Here is a 16,366-nt window from a genome sequence, read left to right on the forward strand (position 1 = left end):
CCAGCGGGTTGCATGTGAATGTTGACAAGATAGCTACGATGATTTCAGTGTCGACCGAAAGGGATCACTGATGAGCGTCGGGCGGGAGACCAGGCTGTCGGCCTGGATCGAGCGGTTCGCGGCCCATTTCGCCGAGGAGGGCATCCCGCTGATCGGTGGCCGCATCCTCGGCTACCTGCTGGTGTGCCAGCCGGTCGAGCGCACCGCCGCCGAGCTCTCCCAGGAGCTGGAGGCCAGCAGCGGGTCGATCAGCACAAACCTGAAGTACCTGGTCAACGTCGGCCTCGTGACCAAGCGGACGCGGCGCGGCCGGCAGGCGGCCGAGTACCGGATCAACGAGAAGGCCTGGACGGACTTCATCCAGCGCAAGTTCACCGCGATCGCGAGCGTCCAGCAGCTCACCGACGACGGCATGCGGCTGCTCAGCGGCGACCCGGAGCGCTCGATGCGGCTGAGGACCGTCGACAACCTCTACGGTTGGCTCTCAGAGGAACTCCCCGCTTTGTGGGAGCGCAGGCCCGCCGCACCGAAGTAGCGTGGTGCCATGTGGCACCCGTTTCGCGATGACGTCGAGTACTACGAGGAGCGAGCCAGAGGCCTGCTCGCCTCCGCGTGGGACGGCGTGCCCGGCGCTCTCGAGGTGTTCGACGACGTACCGCTGACGGACGAGGGCGCGCACATGGTGCTCGCCCGGGCCCACGGCTGCGAAGACTGGAAGGCGCTCAAGGCCAACATCCGCAAGCCTCGCCCGTTCGCCCGCGCCTACCAGGCCATCGAGATGCAGAACCCCGGTGAGCTGAAGGCGATCATCACGCGCGACCCGTGGCTCGTGAAAGCCAGCGGCACCAACGGCAACGACCTGCTCGGCCTCGCGACGGCCAAGTGCGACGAACGCCTGGTCGAGGTGCTGCTCAACGACGGCACGGACATCGACCACCAGAACGTCCACGGCTGGACGGCGTTGCACCAGGTGGCCTACGCGAACCAGCCGAACCTGGCCGAACTGCTGCTGAGCCGAGGCGCCCGCACCGACCTGGACGCCCGCGGCGAAGGCGGCACCCCGCTCGCCGTCGCGTTGTTCTGGGGCAACACCGGCACCGCCGAACTCCTGGCACGGCACGGGGTCCGGCCGCCGAACCTGCGCACCGCCGCCGGTCTCGGCGACCTGGACCTGGCCACCGCGCCGGAGTCGGGACGCGGCTATTACCGGCCCCACAGCGGTCTCCCGCGCTGGTGGCCGACGAACGACCCGCAGGAGGTGCTCGACGAGGCGCTGTCGTGGGCCGCCCGCAACGACCGCGCCGAAGTGTTCGGCGAGCTGCTCAAGCGCGGCGCCAGGATCGACGCGGACGTCTACCGCGGCACGGCCCTCGCGTGGGCGGCCTGGTGCGGGCTGGAGAACGCCACGCGCTCGTTGCTGGACCTGGGCGCGAACCCCAACCAGCGCACCACTTTCGGCGGTCCGATGCACGGCGAGGGCGTGACGGCGCTGCACCTCGCGGCCGAACGCGGCCACCTGCCGGTCATCCGCGTCCTGCTCGACGCGGGCGCGGACCGGACCATCACCGACGTGAACTTCGAGGCCACGCCGGCGAACTGGGCCGGGCACAACGACCAGGGTGAGGCTCAGGCCTTGCTGAGCGCCTGATCCTCGGACGCCGGAAGCTCGACCTCGTGCGTGCGCTCACGCGACGACGTCCAGAGCATCGCCGTGGCAACCACGGCCGCACCGGCACCCAGCACGTGCAGCGACACGAGCACCTCGGGCACCCCGGTGAAGTACTGCACCATGCCCAGCGCACCCTGGGCGACGACGACGCCGACCAGCACCCAATAAGCCTTCGTACGCACGAAGAAGCCCATCGCGATCAGCATGCCCAGGAACAGGAACAGCAGGTCCGCGTGGATCTGGGCCAGCGTCGGCACCGGCACGTCCAGGCGCGGCGTCTTCGAGTCGCCCGCGTGGGGCCCGGCGGCGGTGACGAACGTGCCCGCGATCAGCAGCGCGTACATCACGACGGCCATGACGATCTGCAGGCCACGGGCGCCTGCGGGGACCAGCCAGCGGGCCGGGCCGTCGCCCTCGCTCAGCGAACGCAGGAGCAGCACGGCGAACCAAACCAGCACCATCGAGACCATGAAGTGGACCGAGACGCTCCACCACACCAGGCCGAGGCGGACGGTCGCGCCACCGATGACGGCCTGCGCGAGAACACCGCCGACCTGGATCGCGGCGAGCGTGATGACCCGGCGGCGGCGCGGCTTGTTCAGCACCGCGGCGACCAGGCAGAGACCGGTGATGATGCCGATGACGCCGAACAGCGTCCGGTTGCCGAACTCGACCCACTGGTGCAGCGCGGCGACGTCCGGGTGCTCGACCGGGACGATGCTGCCCGGGACGCACTCCGGCCACGTCGGGCAGCCGAGCCCGGAGCCGGTGACCCGCACGATGGACCCGGTGACCGCGATGCCGCCCTGCGCGATGATGGCGGCGATCGCAAGGGCGCGTTGCAAGGGAACGATGAAAGCGGTCAATCGAGACACGGACTGATGGTAAGCCGGGTCAGGTCAGCTTCGTCGTCCGGGTCGCCAGAGCACCCGCCACAACACCCCAGGCCACGAGCACTGCGACGGGGCCCACACCGGGTGCCGTGCCGTGCACCACGGAGGTCTCCAGCGCCTGGGCCAGCGCGGCCGACGGCAGCAGGTGCACGAACGACACCGGCACGCTCAGCGCCACACCGCCGACCATCAGCAGCACGAACCAGATGATGTTCGCCAGCGCCAGCACGATCTCCGCGCGCAACGCCCCGCCCAGCAGCACGCCCAGCGCACCGAACGTCAGCGTGCCCAGGACGATCAGCAGCACCACCCATGGCAGACCGGCGAGAGGGAACCTCCAGCCCAGCAGCAACGCCGTGACCGCCAGCAACACGATCTGCAGCGCGACCACGACCAGAGCGCCGCAGACCCGTCCGGCCACGAGCAGCCACCGGGGCAGCGCCGAGGCCGCAAGCCGCTTCAGCACGCCGTAACGGCGGTCGAAGCCCAGCGCGATGGCCTGCCCGGTGAACGCGCTCGAGATGATCGCCAGCGCGAAGATCCGCGCGGTGGCGGAACCCACGCGCGGCTCCGGCATCGGGATCACCGACATCAGTGACAAAGCGATCAGCAGCGCCAGCGGGATGATCACGGTGAGCAGGATCTGCTCGCCGTTGCGCAACGTCAGCATCGCCTCGGTGCGCGCGTGCACGAACAGCATGCGCGGCAGCGAACCGCGGCCGGGCGCGGGCTTGAACGTGCCGGGAGCGAAGGTGGTCACGAGCGCAGCTCCCTGCCGGTCAGCTCCAGGAAAACGTCTTCGAGGCTGCGCTTGGCCACCGTCAGCTCCTCGGCCAGCACGCCCTGCTGCGCGCACCACGACGTGACGGTCGACACGACCTGCGGGTCGATCAGGCCTTCCACGACGTACGCGCCCCGCGTCACCTCGCGCACCTTCAGCCCCTCGGGCAGTGCGGCGGACAGCAACGTGAGGTCGAGGCCGGGCCGCGCGCGGAACCGCAGCTGCTGGTCGTCCGGCCGGTTCGCGGTCAGCTCGGCGGGCGAGCCCTGCGCGACGACACGGCCCTCGTCGATGATCACGACGTCGTCGGCGAGCGCCTCGGCCTCGTCCATGAGGTGCGTCGTCAGGAGCACGGCGACGCCGTCGTCCTTGAGCGCCGCCACCAGGTCCCACACCAGCCTTCGCGCCTGCGGGTCCATGCCCGCGGTCGGCTCGTCCAGGAACACGAGCTCGGGGCGTCCGATCAACGCGCACGCGAGGGACAGGCGCTGCTGCTGGCCGCCGGAGAGCCTCTTGTACGGAGTGCGGACCGCGCCGCCGAGCCCGAGGACCTCGATCAGCCACTTCGGGTCGAGCGGGTTCTTCGCGCACGTGGCCACGAGGTTCAGCATCTCCTCGGCGCGGATGCCGGGATAACCGCCGCCGCCCTGCGGCATCACGCCGATGCGGGGCCGCAGTGCTTCGGAACCGGCCGGGAGGCCGAGGACGCGCACCGACCCGTCGTCGGCCGTGCGGAAGCCCTCGCAGATCTCGACGGTCGTCGTCTTGCCCGCGCCGTTGGGCCCGAGCAGGGCGAGAACGGTGCCGGGCTGCTGGACGAGGTCGAGGCCGTCGACGGCGGTCTTCGAGCCGTATCTCTTGACCAGCCCCGACACTTCCACCGCAGGCTGGGGATTCGGGCTCACAGGCACGCAGCCTAGGCGGTCGGGACGATCCGCACGCAGCTGGGTCATTCGGCCCATTCCTGAAGCGCAGCTGAAAAAGGTGGGGCTAGCCCTACCCCGGTGACTAAGGGACACCTCAGGGTCCTCTCGGGGGAGTTCCCCATTGGTTGATCAACGCGTTCGCAAGAGACTTTTCCCGTGATCGAAGCGGGGGCGAAAAGACGGGGATGGGTTGTCGGGGGACTGGTGTTCTCACTGGTCCCGGTTTTCTACCTGCATGTCATGTCGGCAGGGCAGCTCAACCCGATCTCGGACGTGATCAGCGACTACGTGTTCGTGGACAACGGCACGGGCTGGCTCGCGGCGACGTCTCTTAGCCTCGCGGCCGTGTCGGCGTTGCTCGCCGTCAACCTGCGGGGTGTAGGCAGGTCAGCGCAGTGGCTGATCGGGATCTGGTCGGCGGGGCTCACCGTGGCGACGATCTTCCCGACCGATCCGACGGGAGAGCCGACCTCGATGTCGGGCTACGTCCACCGGTACGCCGGCGCGGTGATGTTCGTGGCCCTTCCGGCCGCGGGGGTGCTCATCGCCCGTCAGTTCCCGGCCCTGCTCGGTATCGCGACAACGGCCACCGTCTCCAGCGCGGCGTTTCTCGTGAGCCACGTTTCCTTCGGCGGTTTCGAGGCGCGCGGACTTACGGAACGCGTTTTGTTCGCATCTCTTTACGTACTCCTTTTCGCCATCGCGGCACTTCAAGTGAGGCGCACGTCATGACCATGCTCGCCATCACGCTCGCCGTGTTCGGTGCCGTGTGCTTCGCACTCGCCGCCCGCCTGCAGCACGACGCGGTCGCCCTGACCGGCGCGCGTGCCAGCGTCCTGCGGCAACCCCAGTGGCTCGGCGGGCTCGCGTTGCTCGTCGCCGGTGCCGGGGTGCACGCCGTCGCGCTGGGCATGGCGCCGCTGACGGTCGTGCAGCCGATCGGTGTGCTCGCGATCGGCATGACCGCACTGATGGACCGCCGTTTCCGTGAGTTGCCGGCGATCCTGCTCACGACCGTGGGCGTCGGTGCGTTCGTGTTCTTCGCCTCGGGCAGTGCGACCTCGACCAAGGTCGCGCCGGACGTCGAACTCACCGCCGGACTCGTGACTCTCGGCCTGATCGCGGTGCCCGGCGTGATCGCAGCCCTTACGACCAACGCACGCATCCGCGCTGTGGCGTTCGCATCAGCCGGTGGCGTCGCGTACGGGTACGTGTCCGTGCTGATGCGTGCCGTCTCTCAGTCCGTGCAGCAAGGCGGTTTCGGGCTCTCGCACCTCGCGTCCGTGCTCGGCATCGCCCTCTCGCTCGCCGTCGGCGGCTGGCTCGTCCAGCACGCCTACGCCGGTGGACCCCCTCATCTCGCCGTCGCCTGCCTGACCGTGGTCGACCCGCTCGTCGCCGTCGGCCTCGGCGCCTTCCTGCTCGGCGAAGCCGCGCATTTGTCTCCTTTGACCGGTGTCGCGCTGTTCGCCTGCGCTCTCGCCGCCGTTTGCGGCGTGTTCGCACTTGCTCGTCAACCTCGTGAAAACATCCGAACGGAGCTTCCCGTGAACACCTCCAGCGCGCTGCGCGTCGTCATCGCCGCCGACACGTTCCCCCCGGACGTCAACGGTGCCGCGCGCTTCGCGCAGCGCCTGGCGGTCGGCCTCGCCGAGAAGGGCCACGACGTCCACGTCATCGCCCCGGACTCGCCACGTGCCACGGAGATCCCCGGTGTGACAGTCCACCGGCTGCGCTCGCACCGGCTCCCGTTCTACCCGGACTTCCGCTTCTGCCTGCCGTGGCAGGCCTCCCGCGAGGCCGACGCGCTGATCAAGGCGCTGAAGCCGGACGTCGTGCACGTCCAGGCGCATTTCGTGGTCGGCCGGTTCGTCCTCAACTCCGCTGTGGCGCAGGGCATCCCGACGCTCGCGACCAACCACTTCATGCCGGAGAACCTGTTCAGCCACGCCCACGTGCCGGCGTTCCTGCAGGGCTGGGCCCGCAAGTTCGCCTACCGCGACCTGGCCCGTGTCTTCGGCCGCGCAGACGTCGTGACCGCACCGACCCCGCGCGCCGTGCAGCTGTTGCACGACAGCGGTTTCCCGGAGCCGGCCGTGCCCGTGTCGTGCGGCATCGACATCTCCCGCTACCAGCGTTCCGTGACGCACAACGACCGCCCGACCGCACTGTTCGTGGGCCGCCTCGACGAGGAGAAGCGCGTCGACGAGTTCCTGCGCGCCCTGGCCCGCGTGCCCGGCGCGTTCGGCGAGATCGTCGGAGACGGCACCTGCAAGGCGGAATGGGAACTCCTGGCGAGGGACCTCGAGATCACGGACCGCGTGAAGTTCCACGGCTTCGTCTCCGAGGACGACCTGCTCGACGCCTACGCCCGCTGCGACCTGTTCGTCATGCCCGGCGTGGCCGAACTGCAGAGCCTCGCCACGATGGAGGCGATGGCCGCGGGCAAGCCGGTGATCGCCGCGAACGCCATGGCACTCCCGCACCTCGTGCACACCGGCCGCAACGGCTGGCTGTTCGAGCCGGGCGACGTGAACCAGCTGTCCCAGCGCCTGCACACGCTCGTGCACGACGCCCCGATGCGCGCCCGGATGGGCGCGGCCAGCAGCGAGATCATCTCGCACCACGCGCTGGCCACGACGCTGGACCGCTTCGAGGCGCTGTACGCGCGGGCGATGGGCCGGACGGTCCCGGTCATCGCGCTGGCGGCCTGAGGTTCAGGGGAGGGGCGGCAGGCGCGCGGCCTGTCGCTCGGGGGAGAGGCCCGGCTGCGGGGGGACGCGGCCGGGCCTTCGCTTGTGGGTGGGGTGTTCGGGGCTGCCGCGTTGGTGGTGTGTGCGGCGCGGCCGGACTTCGCTTGTGGGTGGGTGCCCAGGGCTGCCGCGCCGGCGGTTTGTGCGGCGAGGCCGGGCCCTCGCTCGTGCGTGGGGCGCTCGCGGCTGCCGCATCGGCGGTTGTGCGGCGCGGCCGGGCCTTCGTCGTGTGGACCACCCTCGCTGGCTGCCGCACCAGCGGCCCGCGCGGCACCCCTCCGGCCCGCGCGGCACCCTCCGGCCCAACTCGGTCAGCTCTCGTCCGCCGGGAAGTCGGCGGACGCGCTCACCGCCGCCCACTTCTCCGTCTCGGCGCTCCGCCGGGCCTCCGCGGCCAGCACCGTCTCGACCGCGGCCGCACCCAGCACCAACCGGCGCGGCGGGTCGTCGGCACGAACCACGTCGACCACCACCCGCGCGCCACGGGCCGGGTCGCCCGGCTGCCTGCCGTCGGTCTCGTCGCGGAACCGGTTGATCGCGCCCACGGACTCCTCGTAGTCCGCCCCGACCTCGTGCCGGACCATCGACGAGCCCTGCCAGTCCGTGCGGAACGCGCCCGGCTCGACGATCACGACCCGCACGCCGAACGGCGCCACCTCGTTCGCGAGCACCTCGGAGAAGCCCTCCACGGCGAACTTCGCGGTCTGGTACGCGCCCATGCCCGGCGTGCCTCCCGCGCGGCCGCCGACGGACGAGAACTGCACGAACGTCCCGGAACGCTGCTGCCGCAACACCGGCAGCGCCGCGCGGGTCACGTTCACGACGCCGAACAGGTTCGCCTCGACCTGGGCGCGGAAGTCGTCCTCGGCCGTCTCCTCGATGGGCGCGCTGTTCGCGTACCCGGCGTTGTTCACGACCACGTCGAGCCCGCCGAACGCCTCGACGGTCCGTTCCACCGCGCGGTGGGCGGCAGCGGGGTCGGTCACGTCCAGGGCGACCGCCAGCACGCGGTCCGGGAACCGCGCCACCAGGTCTTCCAGCTGTTCCGGCCGCCGGGCCGTCGCGGCTACCCGGTCACCCGCCTCGGCGGCGGCCACGGCGATCTCGCGCCCGAAACCGCGGGACGCCCCGGTGATGAGCCACGTCTTCGACATCGTCCACTCCTTAAGTGTCACTCTTGATGACACTTAAGACGCCGACAGCAGCCCGAAAATGCCCGACCGAGGCATGGCCCTCGTCACACCCGACCCGAAACGCCGTGCAGGAACGTCTCGACCACCAGCGCGGCGGCCGGACCGGGCTCCAGCGCGGGCATCTCCTGCGCGACCGTGTGCAGCTGGGTCTGCAGCACCCGCAACGCCCAGCCGGCGGGCAGCCCGGCCGCGACCACACCGGTGCCCCGCAGGAACTCGTCCATGCGCGCGTCGAGCGCGGAACGCCGCTGCTGGATCGCGGGATCGGTCACCGCGCGGATGTCCACGGGCCAGTCGCGGCTGAGCCGGATCCCGCCCTCGGCGAACGCCAGCAGCGCCTCGCGCGCCGGGCCGGTGAGGGTCGTGTCGATCAGCGCTTCCAGCTCGTCGAGCCGCGCGCGGTAGACCGCCAGCAGCAGTTCCTCGCGCGAGTCGAAGCGGCGGTAGACGGTCCGCTTGTCCACGCCCGCCGCGGCGGCGACGTCGGCCATGCGCGCGAGCGGGTCCGCGGAGAACACCTGGGCGGCCGCGCGCAGCACCGCTTCGACGTTGCGTGTCGCATCGGCCCTCATCCGCCTCAAATTACAGGGTCGGGGTGCCGTCCTTTGTGGAGCTTCGTCTCGATTCGCCGCGCCACGACGAGCCCGGCCGGCGAGAGGGTGAGCTCGGAGGGGTGCTCGCCCTCGCCGTGCACCAGGAACCGGTACAGCGAGGCGTGCCCCTCCAGCCGTTCGCGCAACCGGGCCGCGACGTCGTCGCCCTCCGGGTAGATCGCCGGGATCGCCTCGGCCACCAGCTGTTCGCGCAACCGGCGGCGTTCGGCCCGCGGCACGTACCAGGACGTGATCAGCAGCAACGTCAGGCCGAACGCCAGCGCCGTGCCGATCACCGCCTGCCAGCCCCACCCGCGCGGCCCGACGACCAGCAGCACGTCGGCGACCGCGAGGTAGCCGATGCCGTAGACCACGGCCCAGCCGGCGGTCGCGGCGGCGGGCGGCTCGGCGCGTTCCGTGCCCCACACGCCCTCGACCCGGCGCCAGCGCTGCAGCGACTTGCCGCCGGACAGGGCCATCCACGTCCCGAACGCTCCACAGAGGACTGAAACGGGGATCACCAGCCACGGCTCGGTGTGCGGCTCGAACCGCCACACCGACCAGACCAGCCCCGCGACCACGAGCAACACCGCGACCCGCTTCCAGCGGCGCCTGATGATCTCCCACGGCCGGAAGTCGGCCAGCACCGCGAGCGGCGTGCGGACCGGGGCGGGCAGCGACCCCAGGACCAGCAGCGCCGCCACGACGAACGCGACACCGGCCACCGTGATCGTGCCGGTCGTGATCTCCGCGCCGTCCCGGGGAAGCCGGTCGACGGCTATGGCCACCAACGGGATCACGGGTGACAGCAACACCAGCCCGTGCAGCATCGTGCCGCTGCGCAGGGCCGCGTACCCGAAGGCACCGAGCAGGCTGGCCGCGCCGAGTGCCGCGCCCGGACCGGCGGCCCACGCGGGCAGCATCCCGAACAACGCCATCACGACCAGCGCGCCACCGACCGCGAGGCCTAGCAGCCCGAGGAACTGGACCAGCTTGCCACCGCGGGTGAGCCCGGTGATCGTCCAGTAGGGGAGCAGGGCAGCGCCGCGCACCACGCGCGTCACCGGCCGCACCGCCGCGAGCCCGGACCGTTCGGAGTCGGCGACCGTGACCGCGACGGCCGCGGCGGTCGCGGCCGTGCGGATCATCTGGTCCGACGCCGCCTCCTGGGTCAGCGGCTCACGGCCGATGCCCGCGCGGTCGAAGGCGTTCAACGCCGACATGCCCAGCGTGACCGTGTGCTCGTGCGGATATTCCAGGCGCCGCAACAGGTCCGCGTGCTCCTCCAGGAACAGCTCACCCCGCGACCGCCGGTCCGCGCCGTCACCGCGGTCGGCGATGATCGCGGCCCGCAGCCGGGGCAGCTCCTCGCAGATGATCCGCCAGTGCAGGCCCCACGCGGCCAGCTCGGCGAGCTTCATCGACGACGGCGACAGCTCGTTGTCGGTCTCGTAGATGCCGGCGAGCTCCTTGCGGGCCTCCTCGGCGCACGCGGCGACCTGGATCGGCAGCTCCACCCCGAACATGCTCTCCAGCACCTGGTCGACCACGGCCTTCGCCCGCTCGTCAGCCGTGCGCTGGTCGCCCTCCGGCCGGCCCAGCAGGTCCATCCGCCGCAACCGCCGAGGGTCGAACAGCACCCGGCACAGCATCGTCGCGCCGTCCAACCGGCCCCAGATCCAGTCGTTGACCCGCCACGACCTCTTCAGGAACCCCGAGAACCGCGACAGCGACGCACCCCCGGCCTTGTCGTCGGCCGTGATCGACTGCTGCGCGAACGCGTTGCGCGTCTGCAGCGACACCTGCACCAGCTCGACCGGCGTGTCCATCCCGGTCGAGGCGTCGTCGGACAGGCACGTGCCGGCGATCTCCAGCGCCAGCAGGCGCGAAAGCCACCGCTCACCGTCGCCGAGCCCGGCCTCCGCCGCGACCGCCGGGGCGCCCAGCAGCGCGTGCCAGCAGACGAGCCCGCCGAGCTTCAGCCGGTGCCCGTCGAGCGCGGTGATCACCTTCTGCGCCTCGCCGACGATCCGGCCGATCTCGGTCACCTGGGCCCGGACCTCCAGGCCGAGGTGCCCGTCGATCATGTGCTCGTGGTAGCTCGCGAGCCGCCCGGTCCAGTAGGTGTCGCCGAGCGAGTCCGACGGCTTCCAATCGAAGAGCTCCTCCCGCAGCCGGCGCAGCTCCGCGCGGACCTGGTGGAGTTCGCGGCGGGACTGGGTGATCCCTTCCGCCTGCGCCTCGGGGATGACCCACACGATCCGCTTGAGCAGGTCGAGCGCCGACGCCCCGAGGCGTTCGGCCATCGTGATGCCCCACTCCCAGCCCGTGTCGGGACGGCACACGAGATCGGGCAGCCTCACGCCCGGCACGTACGGCAGGACGCCGTGCTGCTTCTTCCACTTGCGCTGCGCGGTCTCCGCGGCCCGGCGCGCCCGTTCGAACGACCAGTTCGCCGGATTCCCCTTGGGCAGCGCGAACTGCTGCGCCGTCACCTGCCGCGCGGCGAGCCGGATCTCGACGTCCTCGTAGTGGCCGAAGAGCTTGTCCGCCAGCGAGTACACCTCGCCGACGACGTCCTCGCCGACGACGTCCTCGCCGCCCGCGTGCAGCCGTTCCAGCAACGCCATCCGGCCGCCCCTGCTGCTCGCGGCCCGCCGGTTGTGCTCCTCGATCTTCTCGACGTAGGTCCTGTTGGCCTGGCTGGACATCGCGCCCAGCAGCTTGCCGCCGGACCCGACCGTCGTCAGTCCCCTGTCGACCGTGTCGGCCACCGGCTCCGACCCCAGCGGCTCCGCGTGCGGGAAGACCAGCAGCATCACCCGCCGCACCGGCCCGTCCGCGGGCATCCGGTCGATGGCCTCGAGCGCCTCGCGGGTGGGCGTGTTCACGAGCACACCGCCGTCGACCGCGAACCTGCTGCGGTCGCCACCGTTGGACCAGCTCGCGACGTCCGCCATGTCCGGGCGGTCCGGCGAGGCCTGCCCGCCGACCGGGATGAAGCTCGGCTCGAACGCGAACGGGAAGCTGGCACTCGACCGCGCGGCCAGCGCGAGCTGCAGCACGCGGTCGTTCAGCGTGCCGGCCGCGAAGTCGTCACGGGTGTCCGCGGAGACCCAGTTGTACGGGTCGCGGCGGAACGAGAACGAGCCCTGGTGCACCGACTGCGTCAGCGGCTGGCCCAGGTCGTCGTAGGTGATCGTGGGCACGCCACCGAGCAGTGTGGTGGTGATCCGCAGGTCGATCGGGCGCCGGTCGGGCTCGGTCGGCTCGAAGTCGGTGGTGAGCCGGGCCAGCGCCTCCTGCAGCCGGGGCAGGAAGAACTCGTCGCCCTTGAGCAGCGACGCGGGCGAGCCGCGGAACGGCGTCCGCAGCAGCTGTTCCATCCGCCCCTGCTCGGCCCAGAGGTCCCGCAATCTGGTCAGGTCGGCGTGCTTGTTGACCTGCGACAACGCCAGCGCGGCCCCGTTGATGCCGCCCGCGGACGTGCCCGAGATGACGTCCGCCCTGGCCGTGCAGCCGACGAGGTCGAGCAACGGCTGGTACACCGATCCGGGCCTGGTCAGCCGGTCGAGCTCCAGCACCGTGCCGCCCATCCAGACGGCGAGGCTCACGCCCCCGTTGAGCACGACGGCGAACCGGACCTCTTCCCGCGACATGGGTTGCTCGGTCATGTCACGCACCCCCTCCGGCGACGATCTTCCCCTGTGGGGTTACTCGTCCGCCGCGGGTTCGGGGTTACTGCTCAGACGTGTCCTCCGCCGGCAGGGTCGGACTTCAGGAACGGCCCGACCCGCTTGCGCGCGATCAGCACGCAGATCGCGAACGTGATGACCGCCCCGGCGACCGCCTGCGGCACCGTGTACGCACGTCCGTCGAACGCGGACCCGGTCGGCGGCAGGATGATCGCGATGATCGCCGAGGTGACCATGGCGAACATGCGGAACTTCGGCCCGACCACGGCGGTGGCCAGCGGGATCGCGGCCCACAGCACGTACCAGGGCTGCAGCACCGGACCGAGCACCAGGATCGCGCCCAGCGCCGCGCCCAGGCCGTTCATCGCCTTGATCCGGCCCTTGAAGCTGCGCCACAGCAGCCCGACCGTGATCACCACGGACACGGCCTGCCCGAGCAGCCGGGTCAGCGAGATCATCGCCTCGGTGTGGTTGCCGAGGCCGAGCAGGATGCCGGTGCCCGCGCCCAGGAAGCCCAGCGCGGTCGGCGGTGACATCCACGACTTCACGGTCGACGCGACGTTCAGCGTCTCGACCCAGCCGAAGCCGAACCCGGTGCCGAGGCAGATCACCACCACCCCGACGGCGGCGATGCCCGCCATGATCCCGGCGACCAGCGCCAGGTGCTTGAACTGCCCGCCGAGCTTGCGCGCCACCATCACGCCGAGGAAGCCCAGCGCCGCCATCGCGGGGATCTTCACCATCGCACCGCACACGATGACCACGGCGCCCAGCGAGATCCAGGTCCACCTCAACGGTTCCAGCCCGCGCATCGCGAGCTCCAGGCCGACCAGCATCAGGCCGAGCGCCAAGCCGTCGTTGTGCACGCCGATGACGATGTGGAACAGCACCAGCGGGTTCAGCGCGCCCAGCCACAACGCGCCGACCGGCGGCACCCCGAAGCGAGCCGCGAGCCGGGGCAGCGCCCACACGATCATGCCCAGGCCGACCAGCACCAGCAGCCGGTGCACGAACACACCGGACACCACGTGGTCACCGGTCAGCATCGCGGTCAACCGGCCGAACGCGAGGAACAACGGCCCGTACGGCGCGGGCGTCTCCCGCCAGATGTTCGGCACACCGCGCGTCAGCACGTGGTCGACGCCCAGCGCGTTCGCCGGCCCCAGCTCGTACGGGTCGAGCCCGCGCGCCGCGATCTCGCTCTGCGCGAGGTAGGAGTAGACGTCGCGGGAGAACATCGGCACGCAGAAGACCAGCGGGACGGTCCACATCAGCAGCGTGCGGTCCATCTGGCCGCGCGAGATCAGCCGGGGCCTGCCGGGCTTCACGAACCGGCCCAGCGCGAGCCAGGCCGACACGATCATGAAGATGCCGGTCCAGACGACCCCCATCGCGACACTGGGCATCCTCGAGAAGAGCCCGAGGACGGGCACGCCGTAGAGCGGCGAGTAGATGGGCGCGGCACCGCCACCGAGGGACCCGACCGTGAGCAACAAAGCACCGATCGTGCCCCACCGCCGGACGATGTCCAGCTGGCGACGCTCTCGACCGTTCAAGAGGTCGCTCTCCGGAGTCACGGCTCCGCCGGAAGTGGGCATGTGGGCAGGGTATCGAGCCACGTTCAGCCGTGAGTCAGGTCACCCTGTGACCGCGATCTTTGCGACCTCCGGCGAAATACGCAACACTGGTGTTGTGAAAAACGCCGAGACCCACCTTGACGCCGTGCATCAGCACGACGGCAAGACTCGGCGCGCCGTCGCCAGGCTCCTGCTGGAGCAGGGCCCGGTCACCGCGGCAGCCGTCGCGGAGGAACTGGGCATCAGCCCCACGGCCGTGCGTCGTCACATAGACGCGCTGCTCGCGGACGGCGAGGCACTCACGAGGGACGCACCGCGGCAGACCCAACGTGGTCGTGGCCGTCCCGCGAAGCTCTTCCTGCTGACGGATGCCGGACGCGCCCGGTTCGGCCACGCCTACGACGACCTCGCGGTCGCCGCTATCAGGTTCCTCGCCCAGACGGGTGGGGAAGAGGCTGTGCGTGCTTTCGCGCAGAGCCGTGTCGACGCACTGGTGGACCGTCATCGGTCGGCGATCGTGGCCCAGGTCACGCCCGCCGAACGGGCGAAGGCCCTCGCAGCCGCGTTGACCAGGGAGGGCTACGCTTCATCGGCGCGAAACGTCGGGGTGGGTGAGCAGTTGTGCCAGCACCACTGCCCGGTCGCCCACGTTGCCGCCGAGTTCCCCCAGCTGTGCGAGACCGAGACGGAGACGTTCGCGAACCTCCTCGGTACCCACGTGCAGCGCCTCGCGACGATCGCCCGCGGCCACGCCGTGTGCACGACGCACATCCCGAACGTTCAACCCGGCACCGCCGGGAAGCTCATCCCAGATGATGGAGGGGAGCCCGCATGACTGCCGCTGCCGAGCAGCGCACGCCCACCACGGTGCAGTCTCCGCTCACGCAGGAAGAGACGATTGCGTCTCTGGGCAACTACGAGTTCGGCTGGGCCGACTCCGACGTTGCCGGCGCGAGCGCACGCCGAGGCCTCAGCGAGGACGTCGTCCGCGACATCTCGGCGAAGAAGGACGAGCCCGAGTGGATGCTCGAGTACCGGTTGAAGGCGCTCAAGCTCTTCGACCTCAAGCCGATGCCGAACTGGGGCGCTGACCTCTCTGGGATCGACTTCGACTCGATCAAGTACTTCGTGCGTTCGACGGAGAAGCAGGCCACCTCCTGGGAGGACCTGCCCGAGGACATCAAGAACACCTACGACCGCCTGGGCATCCCGGAGGCCGAGAAGCAGCGCCTCGTCGCCGGTGTCGCCGCCCAGTACGAGTCCGAGGTCGTCTACCACCAGATCCGCGAGGACCTGGAGGAGAAGGGTGTCCTCTTCCTGGACACCGACACCGCTCTGAAGGAGCAGCCGGAGCTCTTCAAGGAGTACTTCGGCTCCGTCATCCCCGCGGGTGACAACAAGTTCTCGGCGCTCAACGCCGCGACGTGGTCCGGTGGGTCGTTCATCTACGTCCCCAAGGGCGTGCACGTGGACATCCCGCTGCAGGCCTACTTCCGGATCAACACCGAGAACATGGGTCAGTTCGAGCGCACGCTGATCATCGTCGACGAGGGTGCGTACGTGCACTACGTCGAGGGTTGCACCGCGCCGATCTACTCCTCGGACTCGCTGCACTCGGCCGTCGTCGAGATCATCGTGAAGAAGGGCGGCCGCTGCCGCTACACGACGATCCAGAACTGGTCGAACAACGTCTACAACCTGGTCACCAAGCGCGCCAAGGCCGAAGAGGGCGCGACCATGGAGTGGGTCGACGGCAACATCGGCTCCAAGGTGACCATGAAGTACCCGGCCGTCTTCCTGATGGGCGAGCACGCCAAGGGCGAGGTCCTCTCGATCGCGTTCGCGGGCGAGGGCCAGCACCAGGACGCCGGCGCCAAGATGGTCCACATGGCACCGCACACCTCTTCGACGATCATCTCGAAGTCGGTTGCGCGGGGCGGTGGCCGCACGTCGTACCGCGGCCTGGTCCAGGTCAACAAGCGGGCGCACCACTCGAAGTCCACGGTGAAGTGCGACGCGCTGCTGGTCGACACCATCAGCCGCTCGGACACCTACCCGTACGTCGACGTCCGCGAGGACGACGTGCAGATGGGTCACGAGGCCACGGTCTCGAAGGTCTCCGAGGACCAGCTGTTCTACCTGATGTCGCGCGGCCTGAACGAGGACGAGGCCATGGCGATGATCGTGCGCGGGTTCGTCGAGCCCATCGCGCGCGAGCTCCCCATGGAGTACGCCCTCGAACTGAACCGCCTGATCGAACTGCAGATGGAAGGGGCCGTCGGCTGA

At 70.4% G+C, this 16,366-nt stretch carries 13 protein-coding genes; 6 read left to right on the forward strand and 7 right to left on the reverse strand.

The window, feature by feature from the left end; all coding sequences use genetic code 11:
* Positions 1-70 precede the first annotated feature (70 nt).
* Both IEY88_RS18635 and IEY88_RS18640 read left to right on the forward strand, forming a co-directional pair.
* Positions 71-535 (forward strand): GbsR/MarR family transcriptional regulator, encoded by a 465-nt coding sequence (locus IEY88_RS18635; protein ID WP_189155999.1) that lies wholly within the window; start codon positions 71-73, stop codon positions 533-535.
* A gap of 9 nt (positions 536-544) precedes the next feature.
* Positions 545-1,648 (forward strand): ankyrin repeat domain-containing protein, encoded by a 1,104-nt coding sequence (locus tag IEY88_RS18640; RefSeq protein WP_189156000.1) that lies wholly within the window; start codon positions 545-547, stop codon positions 1,646-1,648.
* Here the strand turns inward: IEY88_RS18640 and IEY88_RS18645 are convergent.
* From IEY88_RS18645 to IEY88_RS18655, 3 genes are read right to left on the reverse strand one after another with little or no spacing between them, the layout of a single operon-like run.
* Positions 1,627-2,544 carry a COX15/CtaA family protein gene (locus IEY88_RS18645; protein ID WP_189156001.1) on the reverse strand — a complete coding sequence of 306 codons (918 nt, stop codon included), beginning with the start codon at positions 2,542-2,544 and terminating at the stop codon, positions 1,627-1,629. The genes IEY88_RS18640 and IEY88_RS18645 overlap by 22 nt on opposite strands.
* Positions 2,545-2,563: 19 nt before the next feature.
* Complete coding sequence (locus IEY88_RS18650) at positions 2,564-3,322, reverse strand: ABC transporter permease (RefSeq protein WP_373294116.1); 759 nt, start codon at positions 3,320-3,322, stop codon at positions 2,564-2,566.
* Positions 3,319-4,224 (reverse strand): ABC transporter ATP-binding protein, encoded by a 906-nt coding sequence (locus tag IEY88_RS18655; RefSeq protein WP_373294131.1) that lies wholly within the window; start codon positions 4,222-4,224, stop codon positions 3,319-3,321. Before IEY88_RS18655 ends, IEY88_RS18650 begins: the two co-directional genes overlap by 4 nt.
* A gap of 201 nt (positions 4,225-4,425) precedes the next feature.
* Between IEY88_RS18655 and IEY88_RS18660 the strand changes: the two genes are divergently transcribed.
* Both IEY88_RS18660 and IEY88_RS18665 read left to right on the forward strand, forming a co-directional pair.
* On the forward strand, positions 4,426-5,001 hold the full coding sequence (locus tag IEY88_RS18660) for a DUF998 domain-containing protein (protein ID WP_268241245.1): 576 nt from the start codon (positions 4,426-4,428) through the stop codon (positions 4,999-5,001).
* Entirely contained in the window at positions 4,998-6,983 is a 1,986-nt protein-coding gene (locus IEY88_RS18665; protein WP_189156003.1) for a glycosyltransferase, read from the forward strand. Before IEY88_RS18660 ends, IEY88_RS18665 begins: the two co-directional genes overlap by 4 nt.
* A gap of 350 nt (positions 6,984-7,333) precedes the next feature.
* On the opposite strand, the gene IEY88_RS18670 is transcribed toward IEY88_RS18665, so the two are convergent.
* The 4 genes from IEY88_RS18670 to mptB form a co-directional block, all read right to left on the reverse strand.
* Complete coding sequence (locus IEY88_RS18670; protein ID WP_189156004.1) at positions 7,334-8,176, reverse strand: oxidoreductase; 843 nt, start codon at positions 8,174-8,176, stop codon at positions 7,334-7,336.
* 83 nt (positions 8,177-8,259) lie between these two features.
* On the reverse strand, positions 8,260-8,787 hold the full coding sequence (locus tag IEY88_RS18675) for a TetR family transcriptional regulator (RefSeq protein WP_189156005.1): 528 nt from the start codon (positions 8,785-8,787) through the stop codon (positions 8,260-8,262).
* A gap of 5 nt (positions 8,788-8,792) precedes the next feature.
* Complete coding sequence (locus IEY88_RS18680; RefSeq protein WP_189156006.1) at positions 8,793-12,482, reverse strand: patatin-like protein; 3,690 nt, start codon at positions 12,480-12,482, stop codon at positions 8,793-8,795.
* A gap of 71 nt (positions 12,483-12,553) precedes the next feature.
* On the reverse strand, positions 12,554-14,101 hold the full coding sequence (gene mptB / locus IEY88_RS18685) for a polyprenol phosphomannose-dependent alpha 1,6 mannosyltransferase MptB (protein ID WP_189156007.1): 1,548 nt from the start codon (positions 14,099-14,101) through the stop codon (positions 12,554-12,556).
* Between the two features lie 124 nt (positions 14,102-14,225).
* Between mptB and IEY88_RS18690 the strand changes: the two genes are divergently transcribed.
* Both IEY88_RS18690 and sufB read left to right on the forward strand, forming a co-directional pair.
* On the forward strand, positions 14,226-14,915 hold the full coding sequence (locus IEY88_RS18690; protein WP_373294117.1) for a helix-turn-helix transcriptional regulator: 690 nt from the start codon (positions 14,226-14,228) through the stop codon (positions 14,913-14,915).
* Entirely contained in the window at positions 14,912-16,366 is a 1,455-nt protein-coding gene (sufB, locus tag IEY88_RS18695; protein ID WP_189156009.1) for a Fe-S cluster assembly protein SufB, read from the forward strand. Before IEY88_RS18690 ends, sufB begins: the two co-directional genes overlap by 4 nt.

The organism is Lentzea pudingi, assembly GCF_014646255.1.
In the GTDB taxonomy this organism is placed as follows: Bacteria; Actinomycetota; Actinomycetes; order Mycobacteriales; family Pseudonocardiaceae; genus Lentzea; species Lentzea pudingi.